The organism is Bacteroides fragilis (assembly GCF_019583405.1).
GTDB classification, from domain to species: domain Bacteria; phylum Bacteroidota; class Bacteroidia; order Bacteroidales; family Bacteroidaceae; genus Bacteroides; species Bacteroides fragilis_B.
On sequence record NZ_SZUU01000004.1, the window covers coordinates 269,333 to 286,584 of the forward strand.

General features: G+C 42.3%; 13 protein-coding genes and 2 pseudogenes. 8 read left to right on the forward strand and 7 right to left on the reverse strand.

From position 1 onward, the window contains the following. The 4 genes and pseudogenes from FDF36_RS11125 (at nt 1) to FDF36_RS11140 (ending at nt 6,914) form a co-directional block, all read left to right on the forward strand. Nucleotides 1–2,157 (forward strand): FISUMP domain-containing protein, encoded by a 2,157-nt coding sequence (locus FDF36_RS11125; RefSeq protein ID WP_220391371.1) that lies wholly within the window; start codon nt 1–3, stop codon nt 2,155–2,157. A gap of 18 nt (nt 2,158–2,175) precedes the next feature. After that, nucleotides 2,176–4,146: pseudogene (locus FDF36_RS11130) on the forward strand (FISUMP domain-containing protein); the annotation flags it as partial. A gap of 278 nt (nt 4,147–4,424) precedes the next feature. Beyond that, nucleotides 4,425–5,669: a site-specific integrase gene (locus tag FDF36_RS11135; RefSeq protein WP_220391372.1), complete on the forward strand. Its 1,245-nt coding sequence runs from the start codon at nt 4,425–4,427 to the stop codon at nt 5,667–5,669. A gap of 3 nt (nt 5,670–5,672) precedes the next feature. Next, on the forward strand, nt 5,673–6,914 hold the full coding sequence (locus tag FDF36_RS11140) for a site-specific integrase (RefSeq protein WP_220391373.1): 1,242 nt from the start codon (nt 5,673–5,675) through the stop codon (nt 6,912–6,914). A 205-nt stretch (nt 6,915–7,119) separates the two neighbouring features. Here FDF36_RS11140 and FDF36_RS11145 read toward each other — a convergent pair whose 3' ends face one another. The 7 genes from FDF36_RS11145 to FDF36_RS11175 all read right to left on the reverse strand — a co-directional run bounded on the left by FDF36_RS11145 (nt 7,120) and on the right by FDF36_RS11175 (nt 11,200). After that, nucleotides 7,120–7,524: a GNAT family N-acetyltransferase gene (locus FDF36_RS11145; RefSeq protein WP_220391374.1), complete on the reverse strand. Its 405-nt coding sequence runs from the start codon at nt 7,522–7,524 to the stop codon at nt 7,120–7,122. Beyond that, the gene (locus FDF36_RS11150) at nt 7,521–8,462 is read right to left on the reverse strand and encodes a DUF5712 family protein (RefSeq protein ID WP_220391375.1); all 942 of its coding nucleotides are present in this window, start codon (nt 8,460–8,462) and stop codon (nt 7,521–7,523) included. The genes FDF36_RS11145 and FDF36_RS11150 overlap by 4 nt, the downstream gene beginning before the upstream one ends. Before the next feature lie 4 nt (nt 8,463–8,466). After that, complete coding sequence (locus tag FDF36_RS11155; protein WP_220391376.1) at nt 8,467–9,051, reverse strand: BfmA/BtgA family mobilization protein; 585 nt, start codon at nt 9,049–9,051, stop codon at nt 8,467–8,469. A 254-nt stretch (nt 9,052–9,305) separates the two neighbouring features. After that, nucleotides 9,306–9,656 (reverse strand): helix-turn-helix domain-containing protein, encoded by a 351-nt coding sequence (locus FDF36_RS11160; protein ID WP_220391377.1) that lies wholly within the window; start codon nt 9,654–9,656, stop codon nt 9,306–9,308. 129 nt (nt 9,657–9,785) lie between these two features. Beyond that, entirely contained in the window at nt 9,786–10,196 is a 411-nt protein-coding gene (locus FDF36_RS11165) for an RteC domain-containing protein (RefSeq protein WP_409013156.1), read from the reverse strand. Continuing rightward, nucleotides 10,159–10,398, reverse strand: a complete 240-nt coding sequence (locus FDF36_RS11170) for a hypothetical protein (protein WP_220391379.1) — start codon at nt 10,396–10,398, stop codon at nt 10,159–10,161. The genes FDF36_RS11165 and FDF36_RS11170 overlap by 38 nt, the downstream gene beginning before the upstream one ends. Before the next feature lie 121 nt (nt 10,399–10,519). Further along, entirely contained in the window at nt 10,520–11,200 is a 681-nt protein-coding gene (locus FDF36_RS11175; protein WP_220391380.1) for an MBL fold metallo-hydrolase, read from the reverse strand. A 121-nt stretch (nt 11,201–11,321) separates the two neighbouring features. Here FDF36_RS11175 and FDF36_RS11180 point away from each other — a divergent pair, with 121 nt between their 5' ends. The 4 genes and pseudogenes from FDF36_RS11180 (at nt 11,322) to ilvD (ending at nt 17,203) form a co-directional block, all read left to right on the forward strand. Further along, nucleotides 11,322–12,347: an AraC family transcriptional regulator gene (locus tag FDF36_RS11180; RefSeq protein ID WP_220391381.1), complete on the forward strand. Its 1,026-nt coding sequence runs from the start codon at nt 11,322–11,324 to the stop codon at nt 12,345–12,347. A gap of 159 nt (nt 12,348–12,506) precedes the next feature. Then, nucleotides 12,507–12,695: pseudogene (locus FDF36_RS21535) on the forward strand (hypothetical protein); the annotation flags it as partial. Nucleotides 12,696–12,711: 16 nt separating this feature from the next. After that, nucleotides 12,712–14,787 (forward strand): FISUMP domain-containing protein, encoded by a 2,076-nt coding sequence (locus tag FDF36_RS11185; protein WP_220391382.1) that lies wholly within the window; start codon nt 12,712–12,714, stop codon nt 14,785–14,787. A 613-nt stretch (nt 14,788–15,400) separates the two neighbouring features. After that, on the forward strand, nt 15,401–17,203 hold the full coding sequence (ilvD, locus tag FDF36_RS11190) for a dihydroxy-acid dehydratase (protein ID WP_032543952.1): 1,803 nt from the start codon (nt 15,401–15,403) through the stop codon (nt 17,201–17,203). The last annotated feature ends 49 nt before the right edge of the window (nt 17,204–17,252 follow it).

Genomic DNA, 17,252 nt, shown 5'->3' on the forward strand with positions numbered 1-17,252 from the left:
ATGATTAGAAAGAGAATATATCTGTTGTTGTTATTGATTCCGTTGCTGTATGGCTGTAAGGAATCCGATTTCAACGATTTACTTGACAGACAAGGCGATCAGAAGAAAGAACTGCAGGAGCTGACAGAGTTATGCAGAAAATTGAATGAAGATATTTATAATCTTCAGGTGATTGTCAATATTGACAAGATAGGAGACAACATCACTCACATTGAGGAGTTGGCGGATGGTATGGGATATACCATCTCCTTTTCCAGAAGTGCCCCGATCACTATTCGTAACGGAAAGAAGGGAAATACGGGTCCCGATGGAGATGCCGGCAAAGACGGTATTGACGGTACGGACGGCAAGGATGGTGTAGATGGTACGGACGGCAAAGATGGCGTAGACGGTGCCGATGGTACGGATGGTAAAGATGGAGAGAACGGCACCGATGGTAAAGATAGTGTGGATGGAACGAATGGCTCCGATGGCAAGGATGGCGTGGATGGAACAGACGGTAAAGATGGAGTCAATGGTACGGACGGAAGTAAGGGAGAACAAGGTGATCCCGGACAGAATCCGGTGGTTGGCATTATGCAGGACCCCACTGACTCGGAATATTACTGGACTGTAAAAGTCGGCTCCGGTGAACCATATTATCTGGCGGACAATGACGGAAACCGGATAAAGGCAGTTTCTGCGGTTCATGATGGACAAACTCCTCAGTTAGGGGTGAAACAGTGGGCGGTGGCCGATGGCGGTGATGATAATTATTACTGGACACAGAAGATAGGGTCCGATCCTGAAACATGGATTGAGACGGGTGGAAAGAAAATAATTGCCAACGCAAAAGATGCCGTGTCTGTGTTTGAGAAAGTGGAATATAAAGATCCGGATTATGTAGAGTTTACTTTAAGTGGGGGAGCAACCCAATTTAAAATACCGGTGGGAAAACCCTCTATTGAGGTGCCGGAGGGACGCAAACTGCTCTTCTTCAGTCGTGGCGAGTCCCGGGTGATTGCTTTCAGTTGTAAAGGTATCTCCAAGGAACGGCTATCGGTAGATGTTCCGGAGGGATGGAAGGCAACGGTTGATTTTGATGCAGGTACACTGACCCTTGAAGCTCCTTTGGCAGGAGCAGCGGGCGTAGCATTATCCGGAGATGTAGTACTGAGGAGTACGAATACCACAGAAGAAGCAGCACGGAGCTCTTTCGCCGTGAGTATGCTTTATAAGATAATGCTTCCGGATTTCAAAGGTTCTTATGTCTATAACATCCGTCTTTGGGGCAAAAAGGTGGGAGAGCTTTGCCGGGAATATCAGCGGGATTTAAGGCAGTCTGTAACGATTGTCTATCCTTACCTGACAGGAGGAATTTATGGGTCGGGGCTTATCACGAATACAGGAGGTACGGTACAGCACGATGGTACGGGCTATCATGCTCCTGCTGCCGACCGGCCGGCAGTCATGTATATCTATACTGAAGACGGGTCTGAGTTCTATACCGACAGTTCGTTGAAAGGGCGGGAACCGGATTTCGGAGATGGCCTGCAAGCGGAAAAACTGACTGATGTGGATGGTAACACTTATCGCATCGTGAAAATAGGTAAACAGTATTGGACCATGGAAAATCTACGGGCGCTTAGTTATCCTGACGGAAGTCCTGTCGAAACTAATTTATCGGGGCGTGCTTGGAAAGAAAGTGGATTTGAAGATACGGGTTCAGGTGCTTGTGCTGTGTATGATTATCAGGATGCCTCCGCTACAGGAGCTTTTGCCAATAAAATATCTTATGGTGTTTTATACAATAGGGTGGCAGCAAAGAAAGTAATACCTGCCGGATGGAAGCTTCCAACGGAATCAGATATCATATCTACATTGCGGGCTTTTCTGGGCACTAATGCCGGGACATTATTGAAAGAATCCGGGACGAAACATTGGCAGGTCGGTGGTGGAACAGACCTCACAGGCTTTGCCGGTGTTGGAGGCGGGTATAGGGATACTGAGGGTGTTTTATTTAAGGACCTTCAGCAAGCCGGTATCTGGTGGAGTAGCGCCAGCCTGGAAAGTGTCGGTGCTGTATTCAGATTGTCTGCGACTTCTTCCACGCTTGAGTTTAATAGTGGAGATAATAATTCGATGGGTTACAGCATACGGATTTTGAGAGAAGACTAATCTTTAAAACAGGAAATCATGAAGAGATATAAAAAATATATATTTATCATTTTGTCGGTTTTGTTGGCAGGAGGATGTGTTCAGGAGGACATTAACGAAGCCTTGCGCCGGGAAGTCGAGTTGAATGTCCGGATGGGAAAGCTCCGGGAATGGATATCCGATACCAATAATGAAGTACGGCTGCTTGCCACGATAGTGAATACGATACCGACTCATGATTACATTGAAAGTGTGACTGAGTTGCCCGATGGGAGCGGTACACTGATCGTTTTTCATAAAGGGGGAGACATGCTTGTAAAGAATGGCCTGGTAGGGAATAAAGGGGAAAACGGTAATGACGGAACCGATGGCAGTAATGGCAATGATGGTCAGAATGGTGCAGATGGTACGGATGGCAATGATGGTGTGGACGGTGAAGATGGAGCAGATGGCCAGAATGGTTCGAACGGAACTGACGGAACCGACGGCAGTAATGGCAATGATGGTCAGGACGGCGTAGATGGTACGGATGGCAAAGACGGAGTTGACGGTACTGACGGTAAAGATGGTGTGAAAGGTCCGGACGGAGATACTCCGTTGATGGGTGCTAAACAGGATACGGATGGTAATTATTACTGGACAGTACAGATAGGTGCCGGAGCGGTAGAGTGGCTGACGGACGGAGAGGGTAATAAAGTGATTATGACTCCGGTAAATGGTATTACTCCATCTGTCGGCATAGCTAAAGATACGGACGGAGAATATTACTGGCAGGTTACTGTCGGAACTGTTACGAAGTGGATGACAGGAGCAAGCGGAGAGAAAATTGTAGCCACCGTGACAGATGGCAGCCAGTCCATCTTTACGTCTGTGAATCCGGGAGATCCGGAGTATGTCATTTTCACAATGACCGATGGAAGTATCTATAAGGTGGCCAAATCTGCAGATAATAAACTGATATTCAATGAAACGGGACCTCTTTTCTTTCGTCGTGGGATAGCACTGGACATTCCGTTTGATTGTAGTAGTTTCCGGCAGATAGTAAAGGTGGCAGGAACATGGGATGCTACGATTAATTATCAGCCGAAAGCTTTGCAAGGGGTGCTGACTGTGAAAGCGCCTGCTGCCGGTTCGGCTCTGCCGGCTTCGGAAAGAATAACGATAGAAGGCACAGATGCTTTGGGAAATACTGTCAGTGCAGACATCTTGGTAACGTTGTATTATCGTATTGAGCTTCCGAAGTTCAATAGTTCCCTGGTTTATGATATTTTGATGGAGGGGCTTAAAGTAGGAGAAATATGCCGGGAGTATGTGCCGGCTTATTCCACGACGGACCGGGCTACTGTAGTCTATTCTTATAATGCTGCTTCGCGTGTTTTTGGTCCGGGGATTATTCTGGAGAACGGAGCGTCGATACAGCATGACGGAACAGGGTATACTCCCGTTACGGGTAATCCTTCATCTACCGCCATACTGACGGAAGACGGCAGTCAGTATGTAATGCCGGCAGATGGAACAGACGGGCTGGTGAACGGGACTGTTTGCGGGCTGAAAGCTTCCTTGGCTGTCGATGTGCAGGGATATGCTTACCGGGTTGTGAAAATAGGCAGTCTCTACTGGATGGGAGAAAATCTGAAGACAACCCAGTTTAATGATGGTACTCCTATTCCTACCGGTTTTGCCACGTCTCTGGATTGGATGATTCAGTGCGGGTCAGATCTTCCGGCATGTCAGGTCGACCGGGCGGCTAATGCCAATGCAACGAGTGCTATGCAATATCGCAACTTGTACGGTGTGCTTTACAATCGGTTTGCGATGAAAGGAAACATAGCTCCCCAAGGATGGCATGTTCCTTCTAAAGCAGAACTGCAAGCATTGGTAGACTTTGTGGGGGCAGATGCACGTAAACTGAAATCGACAGCTATTGGGAAAGGGCTCGGAAGTTGGACGGAGAGTGCCGGAATAGGGGGAGACAATCTGACCGGTTTTACTGCTTTACCTGCTATACCAACCTATAACATTAGAAGCAAGAAAGAGAAAAGCAAGGTAATTGACTGAACGATAGAAATGTATGTCTTTTAGTGTCATAGGGTGTCCGATGGTGAAATTGCAGGGAAAAGCAGATTTAGGCAAACTTTCCATTTCTAAATCGTTACCCGTTGCCGTTAGCGAAAAGCAGAGCAAAACGATGACGTTATATGTCTTATTATAGCACTGTTTGTCTGCGGTTTACATTGTTCAAATAACTCATATTGGAAGTAATTTTATGAACTTAAAATGTGAGCGTTATGAACAACGAACTAAAGGTATCTTTCTACCTAAAACGAGAGGGGAACAGTGAAAAAACAGAAGTAAATCCCGATGTCGCTTACTCGATTGTCGGAAAAATTATCATTGGCAACACCATCGCCCAATTCGGTTCAAAACTGAAAATCGAAGAACGGCTTTGGAATGTAAAATCAGGTCGGGCAATCGGCAAAAGTCGTGTAGCCGTTGAACTCAACAGAGAGATTAATAAAATTAATCTCTCCATACACACGCATTACAGGGACATTGTAGAGCGTACAGGAACAGTTACCGCCCAACAAGTTAAGACAGCATTTCAAGGAATAGCATCGGCACAGAAAACACTGATCGTCCTCTTTGGCGAAATGATGCAAGATTTTCAAACACGCATCGGAATAGACAGAGCAGAAAGCACCTATCGCAAATACATCACCATTCGCAAACAGGTAAAACGCTTTCTGAAAGTCAAGTACAATGTTCAGGATATTCCCCTGAACCAATTAGACCTACCCCTTATCGAAGCCTTTGATTATCATTTGAGAGTGGAACGAAAAATGACGGATGAATCTGTATCATCTACCATGTTGGTACTTTTCAAAGTGGTTCGTCTTGCCCTGCATCGTAAACTGATTGTCCATCCTCCATTCTTTGGCTTCAAACTGAAAAAGCCAAATTTCAAAATACGCTCACTTACGAAAGATGAATTTCAACGGCTTATATCCACTCCGATAGAGTCCAAAAGCCAATGCTTCATCCGTGATATGTTTGTGTTCGCAGCATTTACAGGTCTTCCGTATGTTGATTTGAAGCAACTTACGTGGAAAGAGATTATTACCGAAGAAGACGGCAGTTTGTGGATTTCTACAGATAGACAAAAAACAGGAATACCGTTTCATGTCAAATTATTAGATATTCCGATGCAGATTATAGAGAAATACAAAGGGCTGGCGAAAGGAGAAAATGTATTTTCGATGTTGGGGCATGGGCGTACTAATTATGCTTTGAAAATAATAGCCAAGCACTGCGATATTACCACCCCTCTCAGCTTCCATGTTGCACGCCATGTATTTGCTTCCGAATTGTGTCTATCTCAAGGTGTTCCTATTGAAAGCGTTAGCCGAATGATGGGGCATAAAAATATTCAGACTACCCAACGGTACGCCCGTGTCAATAATGAGAAGATTGGTAATGACATGAAGCAACTATCTCTCCGTATCTCCAATAAATTCACCTATAACGAACAGTAAGCCATGAAAACGAACAGAAGTACATTTGCTATATTTTTCTATCCGAACACAAGTAAAACCAAGAAATCAGGAGCTTGTCCGATTGTTGGGCGTATAACGGTGGACGGCAAGAATACTACATTCAGCACTGGATTAGAAATAATGCCCGATGCTTGGGATGGTGAAACAGGGACAGCAAAAGGTAAATCCCAAGAATCTTTATCCGTAAACAAGCAGATAGAGAGGTTTCGCAATGAAATCTCCACTTATTACAAAGAAATGGTAACTAATAACGGCTATGTTACTGCCGAAGCCCTTAAAAATGCGTTACGTGGTATCGGAGTAAACCGTAATACCTTGATGCAAGAATTTGCGGAACTATTGGAGGAGAAACGGAAAAGTATTGGTATACGCATAACTGAAAGTACATTTCCAGTGTATGCCACCTCTTACCGTCACATGAAAGAGTTCCTACAAGAGAAGTATAACCTTACCGATATTCCATTTGGTGAAATTGATACTCCATTTGTGGAAGCCTATTTTCATTATCTGAAAATTGATTTGAAAATGACGGCACGAACGGTTAAAACCAATATGAATCCTTTTCGGCAGGCTGTCGTAAGGGCTTGTAATAAAGGCGTATTACGGCAAAACCCGTTCTTTGACTTTGTTTCCGAACGGGTGATTCCAAAACGTCCATGGCTCTCGAATGATGAGATACAGCGAATTATGCAAGCTAAATTGAAACTTGCCACATGGCGTTTCACTCGTGATATGTTTATTTTTTCGACATTCACGGGCATAGCGATTATTGACCTACGTAATCTAAAACATTCCAACATTCAGGAAATGGAAGACGGTAGCCAGTGGATTATTCTTGATAGGCAAAAGACCGGAACGACTTCTTATATTCCTCTGTTAGATATTCCCAAAAGGATTCTTGAAAGATACAGAGATTCGGAGTTTTCAGGAATGGATGGAAAAGTTTTCAAATTGCAGCATCATGTTTGTATGAATTGGCAACTAAAGCGTATTGCCAAAGCTGCCGATATTGATAGACGGCTGACATTCCACATGAGTCGTTTCTCGTTTGCAACGACCGTTTGCCTGACGCAAGGTGTTCCGATTGAGAGTCTTAGCCAAATGATGGGACACCTTTCTATTAAGACCACTCAAATTTATGCGGAGGTTACCCGTACTAAAATTAACGAGGACATGACGAACCTTGCGGAACGGATTGGGGGGAAATATGAATTGGCAAAGTAGCCACACCCCAACCAACATATTTTTTCCTTTTTTTCTCTGATAAGCATTAACTATATGGAAAGAATGAATAAGGCAATGCTTTGGGGGAATTTACTCTTTTTGTGGAGCAAAAAGGAAGAAATTCCCCCAAACCCGTAGGGCTTGGCATTGACGTTTCAGTCTTGGAATATACCTTTGTGTTCAGAGAAAGAAAGGATTAATTAAATTATTCCATTGAAAAATAAGAGATTAGATTAGTTACAGCTATTGCGTAATTCTCACCATCAATGGAGTAAAAACCCAACTTTTGGGCAAATGCACTACTTTTGGTATTGGCACATTCAATTCCGATATGATTGAAACCATACATTCGGGCTACTTCGGTCAGAAATCGGAAAAAGTGCGTTCCGTGTCCTGTCCGTTCCTTGCTGAAACCCAATCGGGCGATAATCAGGCAATCAGGTGGAAATTTGCTTTCAACCTTTCTGATACGCAAATACAAATCTACTCGGCTGTTTCTTCGGGTGGTAATGATGTTATCCACTGTTAGTCGTACAAGCGATTTACGATATTTGAAACGCTCCATCAGGTAGCGGTCTATATCGGCTCTTAGTTCTTCATATTCAATCATCGCCTGATTCCTTTCTTCTTTTTCTTTTTAAGTTTCTGTGCCTGTAATTCTTCTGCCAGTGTTGCATCGTAATTATTGCCATCTCCCAATGAAAAGATAGATAACAGAGAATCGCCACCACTGTTATTTTGCTGATTGTAAGCATGTTTATTATCTTGTTTGCTATCAAGATTGCAAGAAATCATGTTTTCTTTTTCACTGGATTGGAATACTTCTTTTTTCTTTTCGTCAGTAAAATATAGTTTTGACTCTTTTAACTCCTGCTCCTGCATTTTCAGTCTATCGTCTATACTACCGTTCTTCATGGTATTGGCATACTCAAATGATTCTGATAATTGGCGATTGTAGCCAAATAACTTATCAAAGCCCTGTTCTGCCTGTTGGAATAGGTTCATACGGTCAAAACCGCCGGTAACCGTTCCTTTCTTGGTGTCCTTATGATTGGTAAGCGGTGATAGCTTCTTTTTATTGGCTTGGTCTTTCCGGCTCACAATCAAATGGCAATGCATATTCAGTTCGTTATCGGAACGGCTACGGCTGAAATGTATCTTTCCGTAAAACTTTATATCTGCTGCGGATAACTCCTTGTTGAAGTTCTTGGCATATTCGGGAATAAATACCTCTCGGATATACCGTTTCATGGCTTCGGCTTGCTCCTGTTCGGTGTTACCCATTGCCCGAAGTTCATTTTCCGATGGGCTGACATGGATAGCGAAAAACTTAGCATCTGTTTTTAGGAGTTGCCCGATATTACTGTCTATATCCTTAATAACCTTTGATTTGTAGATATTATCATCTGTCAGGTTGAAAAAGCCATCGGTATAGATACCCTGCTGCATCCGTTCCATATCTTCATGCTCCATGTATGACGCTAACTGTCGGCTACTACCGGCATTGTTGTATGTTCCACCCGATGGTGGAGCAAAATCTATGTGCATGGCTCTATGTCTTTATCAGATTGGTAATTTCAGCCTTTAGGTTTTCTTTTCGCTTGCTATCCATTACACCACAAGCGGATAGTTCCGAATAGAGTTGTATCAGGTTCAATAGCTTTTTGTAATCTCGTTGGTGTATTTGGTACAAGGCGTTAATCTGTTTGGACTGGTTGTTTATCACATCAGCATGTTTACCAAACTGTTCACTTATATTTTTGAGTACGGCTATTTGTTTCTCCCTACTGGCTTCCATCTGTGAAAGAATAAGCGTTTCCAATGCCTTGCCAATGGTATCAAACCGAACTGCAATAGAATTGGTGGTTCTTATCATGGGATTTAGTTGTTCTTCCTCGTAGTGTCGGATGAAGCGGATTATATCGTCCTGCCGTTTGTTTATTTTCGCCAGTTCCGATTTTACGGATTCGGGTGCTTCCGATGGATTGATACACGCTTTATCAATATAGACAAATGCAAGCCTGACTATTTCCCCTTTTTTCAGTGAATAGCGTTTGCATAGCTTATCTATTAGCTTTCCCGTCTGTCGGTCTATGCCGATGGTGGTAAGAGTGGATATATTACTAGTCTTATCCATGATTATAACTTTTTTATAAAGAAAGTAAGATTCATTCAGTTGATTATAAGCGAAATACGTTTTCAGGTTATAATCACGGTTATAAACGGTTACGAATGTAACCCATTAAAGCCGAAGGCTTTGCCCCGCAGGGCAAGAGGGAAGAACAGGACTTGTCCAGTTCCCTCTTGCTTCATTTAGCAAAACGAGCCGAGCCACAGGGCGAGGCGGTTTCTGCTAAATGTGGAGCGATGGCACTTCATCAGGCGGTAACATTACTCACCTTGCTTTGCATTGGTTTGCTTATCGAGCAGATTTTCTCTTTTGAACCGCTTGTAGGTCTTACAATCGGCATTTTCTTGAACAAATGCCCGAATGTCGGATGCTCGGTAGTAGGTTTTGTGTCCTATCATAAAGTAGGGTAGTTTGCCACTTGTCCGATACCGTTGCAGAGTTCGGGGAGATACTTTCAGCAGGAAAGCTAAATCCTGATTATCGAGAATCTTATCATTTTCGCCCAATACGTTGTCGGTATTGATAAGAGATTGCAGGTTCTGACCTATCTCGCCCAGCTTCTTCGATAGCTTCTCCATCCACTTGTCGAAGTTTTCATTGTCTATATACATTTTGCTTCATTTTTTAGTTTAACATTATTGCTTTCAATCGATTGATGAAGCAAAGTTCGGCAAATGGATGTAAATAAGTTAGGGGTGTACCATTGGTACACCCCCATAAATAGTTGGTAAGTTGTTGATTTACAAATAGCCTTTGTTTTTACTTTCTTCGGTAATGGCTTTGCGAAGTATATCCAAAAACTCGGTTACTTTGGATGGCTTGCGCTTAATAACGCTTTCGTGCTTTTTGTGGATGTCCCCCAATTTGATATTGAAAAGATATTCAAATGCTCTTCCAATTTCTGTAAGTGGTGATTCTTTTCCGGCACGGGTTACTACTCTTTTAGATAGGAACAATCCACTAACCATCTCCATTATTTCAATAAGATAGGTTTCGTCTGTTAGGTGGAGCGGTGAGGGTAAAAAGTTGTTTTTTCGATTTTGGAACTGAACCGGATATTTAATCCGCATATTGAGTATGCGGATTTCTGTATTAACAAGTCCTATTGCTTCATCAACAAGCAATAGCAAGGCATTTTTCCCCCTGCCCAAATTGTGAGCGATACGATTTGAGCCTATTAAGTCCAAAAGAAAAATAACGTAACAATACAGCGTAGTCCTGTTCATCTATGGCAATATTTGCCAAATGACTGGCAAGTTCTTGCAATGCTGCCGTAAAATCGTTTACGGCAAACTCTTTCTGTGAGTATTCCGACAATAGTCGGAAAAATCTCTGGTCGGATAATTCTTTCATTTACTTTATTTGTTTAAATTAGGTAAGCAAAAAACTATTTAATGGATTCTTTTCTTTGGAGATAATTTCAATCAAGAGTAAAATGTCTTGAAACATCTTGAAGCGGATGTACTGGAGTACATTACATATCAATCATTTCTTTATCAATCACATCTCCATGTGACGGGTAAAATTTAATCGCACCTAAATTTATTAGTTTCTTCATGCTTAATTTTACTTGTTCAAAATCCTCTGCTTCAATGGGAAATGGTATTTTCCCTATTAGTTTCATGCTGCTCATATTCATAGCCACATCGCCAACATAAGCAGTTCCATTATCCAGTAAAACAGAAATAGAATCACTACTATGTCCCGGAGTTAAAATAATTTTTCCAGAAACGCCAATACTTCGTAACATACTGTCGTTAATATCAGTATCTATAATAATATCGGAATTATCAATAGATATAGGAGGGTATTTATATTTTATAAATGGCTTTGTCAGTTTGTCTATTAGCCATAACACCCAATTATATTGTCTTATATATCTATCATTAGTTACGCCTGTTTTTAAGTATGGTATTTGACTTTCATGTACTATTAATTTTGCGTTTGCTAATGTCTTTAATTCTTGAACAATGGCTACATGGTCATGATGATGGTGTGTCAAAAGTATATATTTGATTTGTTCAGGCTTAATACCAAGCAAGTTTAATTCTTTCTTGAATACTTCGCCTTTACCATGCCAACCTGCATCAATGAGAAGAAAACCATTATTACATGGTTCTAAATAATAATTAGTAGAATTATAGGTGATTTTCATTTTACAGTTGCTTTATGTGAATATCTAAGTTTGCTAAATTTAAGTGCAAAATTAGCGAAACTTAAATTTGCATAATTGAAAAATAAGTCATACTTTTGTCCAAATACGACAATTAAGCATCATGTATATTACAGGTAGCGTTTTTAATATTATTAGAAAACAGTTTGAAGATATGGGATTCGATAATCTTGATATATCTTCAATGCTGAATGTTGATTTAGAAATACTAAATCAACCTACGGCTACAATTTCCAGTGATATTTTAGGCTCTTATATAGAGTTGATTATCAATAGCAGTTGTAATCATAGACTGGGGCTTGAAAAAGGATTTAATGTACCAGTGACAATTGCTGGTATGTTGTATAAGCTATATGAGAATTGTGCTACTTTAAAAGAGGTTTTTGAAAAATCAGATGTACATACGCCAACAATTAATCCGCTATATAGGTACATAAATAGAATTGATGAAGATATATTTGTTCATAGCATTTCTGTTGATAAGGAATTTGCGGAAAAATATCCTTTAGCTACAAGACAATTGTATGAAAGTCAATTAGGGATTTCGTTACAAATACTATATTCCCTTACAGGGAAACGCATAAAGCCAATTCAAATTCATACCATTTATGAGCAAGAGGGTAATGATGATAAGTTGAGTGAGTATTTTAGATGCCCTATACAATATTCAACAAATGAATTTGCACTATTATTTGATAGCTCTATTCTTGACTTGCCAATTTTGACAGCAAATAATCAACTGTTGGGCATTGTCGAGAAATTAATAAATGAAATAAAGGAGTGTGAACAAGGTTTACACTTATCTGTCACGATTCGCAAATATCTTTTGCAATGCCTTCCAACAATTGATGTTGATATAAAGACTGTTGCTCGAAAATTAAACTTAGGTGAGAGAACGTTACAGCGAAGACTACGAAACGAAAACACTTCATTTCGAGAGATACTAAATAATGTTCGTATTGAGTTATCCGAAAGATACATAAAGGAAGATATTTCATTTGTTGAAATTGCGTTTTTGTTAGGATTTGATTCTCAAAGTGCTTTTAATAAGTTTTTTCAAAAACATTTTAAAGAGCAACCGTCAATATTCAAAAGGCAGAAAATGAACAATCAAACAAAGAAAAGTTGATTATTTAAAATTAAGTATTACCTTTGTAATGAGTTGTTTGAAGCAATGGAAAAGCATAGCAGACTAAAGAGTTTCGCTCCTTTCTATATCGTTACCCATTGTTATTCTTCTTTCTTCTAAATATCTATTAATCAATAGATAAAATAAAAATCTTCTACTGCTAATACGGTCGAGGGTAGTAATGGCAGTACCGGAGCTTCGGAAACAACAGGGCAATGGTGGTCGACGGAAACGGATTATCGCATCCGGATGACTTATAAGTCCAATTCTGTAGAGCAACTGACTCCCGGTGCTGCCGGGGTGGGCGAAGGTAACAGTATCCGTTGTGTCCGTAATGCAAATTATTAATTTAACTCTAATGAATATGAATCATATAATCAAACTATTGCTCCTTTGTTTGTTCCTCGTCGCTTCCTGTAGTCAGGAAGAGATAAACGAAGTGCTGAAGAATCACGCGGAAATGGAGGAACAGGCAAACTCTATTGAAGAGTTATGTAAAAATATGAATAGGGATATTGTTGCCTTAAAGCTGATCATAGACTCGTCTGAATCCGGTGATTACATTACCGGATTCAACGAACTTGCGGATGGAAGCGGCTATACGATCAGTTTCTTTAAGAGTGGCACCATTGTCATCAAGAATGGTGAGAAAGGAGACGACGGTAAGAAAGGGGAGGACGGTAAAGATGGTCAGAATGGTCAGGACGGCACCGACGGCAAAGATGGTCAGGACGGTACTGATGGCAAAGACGGAGTTGACGGTCAGGACGGCCAGGATGGTCAGGATGGTACTGATGGCAAAGATGGTCAGGACGGTACCGACGGCAAAGATGGTCAGGATGGTACCGATGGTAAAGACGGAGTTGATGGTACTGATGGCAAAGACGGTGCGGAAGGAGATAAGGGAAAAAATGGTGTAGCTCCCGTCATCACCATGAAAATGGATACGGACGGGCATCTGTACTGGGCTAACAAGGCTCCGGATGGAACTTCTTCTTTTCTTTTGGATAACAACGGGCAGAAAGTCAGAGCTTCGGGAGCCGATGGCATTGTTCCGGTCGTTGGAGTCAATGCGGCAGGATACTGGACGCTTGACTATGGGAGCGGTCCTGTTGAGTTGGAAGATGCTGCGGGTAATCCGATGAAAGCGAAAGGTGCATCCGGTGATTCTATGTTCCGGAAGGTGGTCAGTGAAGACGGTTATATTGTCTTTCATCTGAGTGATGGAAAAACTCTTAAAGTGCCGGAATGGCAAGGATCACAGGTTGGACTGGAGATTTCGGAAGTGGCATATTTTCATCGGAGTGAATCCCGTACCTTTGCATTTACTTGCAGTGGCGTGAATAAAGATATTGCTCCGGTATGTACGGCTCCACGCGGTTGGACAGTTACGGCAAGGTATACATCGGCCACCGATGGTGAAATAACAGTGATTGCCCCTGATAAAGGTACGGCTGATGGAGCATTGTCCGGCACTGCTGTCCTTGAACTGACAGCCAAGGACGGGAAGAAGTTGTCGGCAACATTGGGAGCCACTTTATTGCTTGAATTTAAAGTGCCCGATTCTGTCCGTTCGTTTGTATACGAACTTTATATCGAGGGAGTGAAAGTAGGAGAACTATGTCATGAGTTTATTCCCGATTATTCATTTGGATCGGGTAAAAGTGCCTCGGTCTTTTATCCTTATAATGTTTATAATAAAGCGTTTGGCGAAGGAATAGTATTGGATAACGGAGGAAGAATAGACTATTTGACTACCGTTTATACGCCGGGTACCAATACAGAACCATTCACCTCTCTGTTTACAGAAGACGGAGTAAATTTTATAACCGGTGATTATGTGGGTTATTTGGACAATCAGGTAAACGGACTTCGCCCTTATTTGGCTACTGATAATGAAGGCAACTCGTATCGGGTGATGAAAATCGGTACACAGTATTGGATGGCGGATAATTTGCGGACGATAACAAACAGTGTAGGAGCTATTTCTCCGGAGTGGAAAAAAGATGCTAATCCGCGATATGCTGTATATGGTTTCCCTGCCGGCATTACGCAGGATAGTCGGGCTATTCGCAATCAATATGGACTGCTGTACAATGCAGGTGTATTTTCCGGTGGTACGTCCTTGGTCTCTAAAGGCTGGAAGATACCGAATCATTTGGGAGACTGGGATACATTGCGGGATTTCTTGGGTGGAGACCCTAAAGTGGCCGAGGCATTGAAGATTGCAGGGTTTGTCGGAAAACCCGGGGGGCGGCGTAATGCAGATGAACCTTTTGCTTTCCAGGAAAAAGATGAAGTTGGGTATTGGTGGTTTAACAGTGTTGATGGGAGTAATTGCTGGGCGCTTTCCGTCAATCCATCGGATGTGTCCGTACCGCAATGCACGGATACATATAGTCGTGGTTACGGGTTTAGCATACGTTTTATTCGTCAGTAACACCTTATTGTCTACTCTAAAACTTTAAACTCTCTGTAGAAAAACATCCGGATGTTTTACGTCACAACATCCGGATGTTTTGTGTTAGAACATGGGGATGTTTTAACGCACAACATCCCCATGTTTTATTGGCCCAATCTTAATTCAATCTTTCTGCTCTTTTCTTCTTTCCCTGATTTTTATTGATGTTTCTTTGCTTTCTTCCTTGAAGGCTTATCGTAAAATTGGTATGTTTGTGCTGTTTATATTAAATTTGTATATATTCTGAAAGCGGATTTTATAAGGAATAGTTCGAAATATAGGATTCTGAATGATAAATACGTACTTAAAGATGGGCTTTGCTTACAATTATTTTGTTTTAGGTGATTTTTTTCTTCAATTTGTTTGGAGTTTATAAAAAAGCACTTACCTTTGCAGCACATAAAGAAAGAAAAACAGAAGTTATGAATAATCATACATCAATTAACCTGGCAGTCCTGCATATTATTCGCGTCGTGGTGATTCCATCAAGAGCGTGAGAAAGGTTATGTATGTATTCGTACAGATAGAAGATATGATTTAGAGCCTTTCTCACTACAGTGGGGAAGGCTCTTTACTTAAAAGGAATATTGAAATGAAAAAGCAGTTACGCAGTTCGTTCAGCACACAAGGCCGTCGCATGGCGGGTGCCCGGGCACTTTGGGCAGCCAACGGTATGAAAAAAGAGCAATTAGGCAAACCTATCATTGCCATCGTCAATTCGTTCACTCAGTTTGTTCCGGGACATGTACATCTACATGAAATAGGCCAGCTGGTGAAAAAAGAAATTGAGAAGCTGGGATGCTTTGCTGCAGAGTTCAATACGATTGCCATTGATGATGGCATTGCTATGGGGCACGACGGAATGCTCTATTCGCTTCCTTCCCGGGATATCATTGCCGATAGTGTGGAATATATGGTGAATGCCCATAAAGCGGATGCCATGGTATGTATCAGCAATTGTGACAAAATCACTCCGGGAATGTTGATGGCGGCTATGAGGCTGAATATTCCTACTGTATTTGTATCCGGAGGCCCGATGGAAGCCGGTGAATTGGACGGGCAGCATTTGGACCTGATTGACGCGATGATTAAGTCGGCCGACGAAAGTGTGAGCGATGAAGAAGTTTCCAAAATTGAGAACCGGGCCTGCCCCACTTGCGGGTGCTGTTCGGGGATGTTTACTGCCAACTCGATGAACTGCCTCAACGAAGCGATTGGTCTGGCACTCCCCGGAAACGGAACGATTGTGGCGACTCATGCCAACCGTACCCAATTGTTCAAAGATGCTGCGAAACTGATTGTGGAAAATACCTATAAATATTATCGGGACGGTGATGAGAGTGTGCTTCCCCGGAGCATTGCTACCCGTGAAGCTTTCTTGAATGCCATGACACTGGATATTGCGATGGGGGGATCTACCAATACGGTACTCCATCTGCTGGCGGTAGCCCATGAAGCAGGAGCGGACTTTAAAATGGATGATATCGATATGCTGTCGCGCAAAAGCCCGTGCTTGTGTAAGGTGGCGCCGAACACTCAGAAGTATCACATTCAGGATGTGAATCGTGCCGGGGGTATTATGGGGATTATGGGACAACTTGCCAAAGCCGGATTGATAGATACATCCGTGGCCCGTATCGATGGGATGACATTGGGTGAAGCAATTGATAAATATGATATAACAAGCCCGAACGTATGTGAAGAGGCTATTAAGAAGTATAAGAGTGCGGCTGCCGGAAAGTTCAATCTGGTGCTCGGCTCTCAGGACGTCTATTACAAAGAACTGGATACGGATCGTGCCGAAGGGTGCATTCGCGATATGGAACATGCATATAGCAAAGACGGAGGACTGGCCGTACTGAAAGGAAATATAGCTCAGGATGGTTGTGTGGTGAAAACAGCCGGTGTGGACGAAAGTATCTGGAAGTTTACCGGTCCGGCAAAGGTCTTCGATTCACAGGAAGCCGCCTGCAATGGGATACTCGGAGGAAAAGTTGTCAGCGGAGATGTAGTCGTCATCACGCACGAGGGTCCGAAAGGAGGTCCCGGTATGCAGGAGATGCTTTATCCCACCTCTTATATTAAATCGCGCCATTTAGGCAAGGAGTGTGCGCTGATTACCGACGGCCGTTTCAGTGGCGGTACATCGGGACTCAGCATCGGTCATATCTCTCCCGAAGCGGCCGCCGGAGGTAATATCGGGAAGATCAAGGATGGTGATATCATCGAAATCAATATCCCCGAACGGACTATCAACGTGCGACTGACCGATGAAGAATTGGCAGCACGTCCGATGACTCCGGTCACTCGTGAACGCTATGTGCCTAAAAGTCTTAAAGCGTATGCCAGCATGGTAAGCTCTGCCGATAAAGGAGCGGTGAGACTGATTGATTAACCACGGAGTTGTTTCAATCGTAAATTGTAAATCGTAAAATCGTAAATTT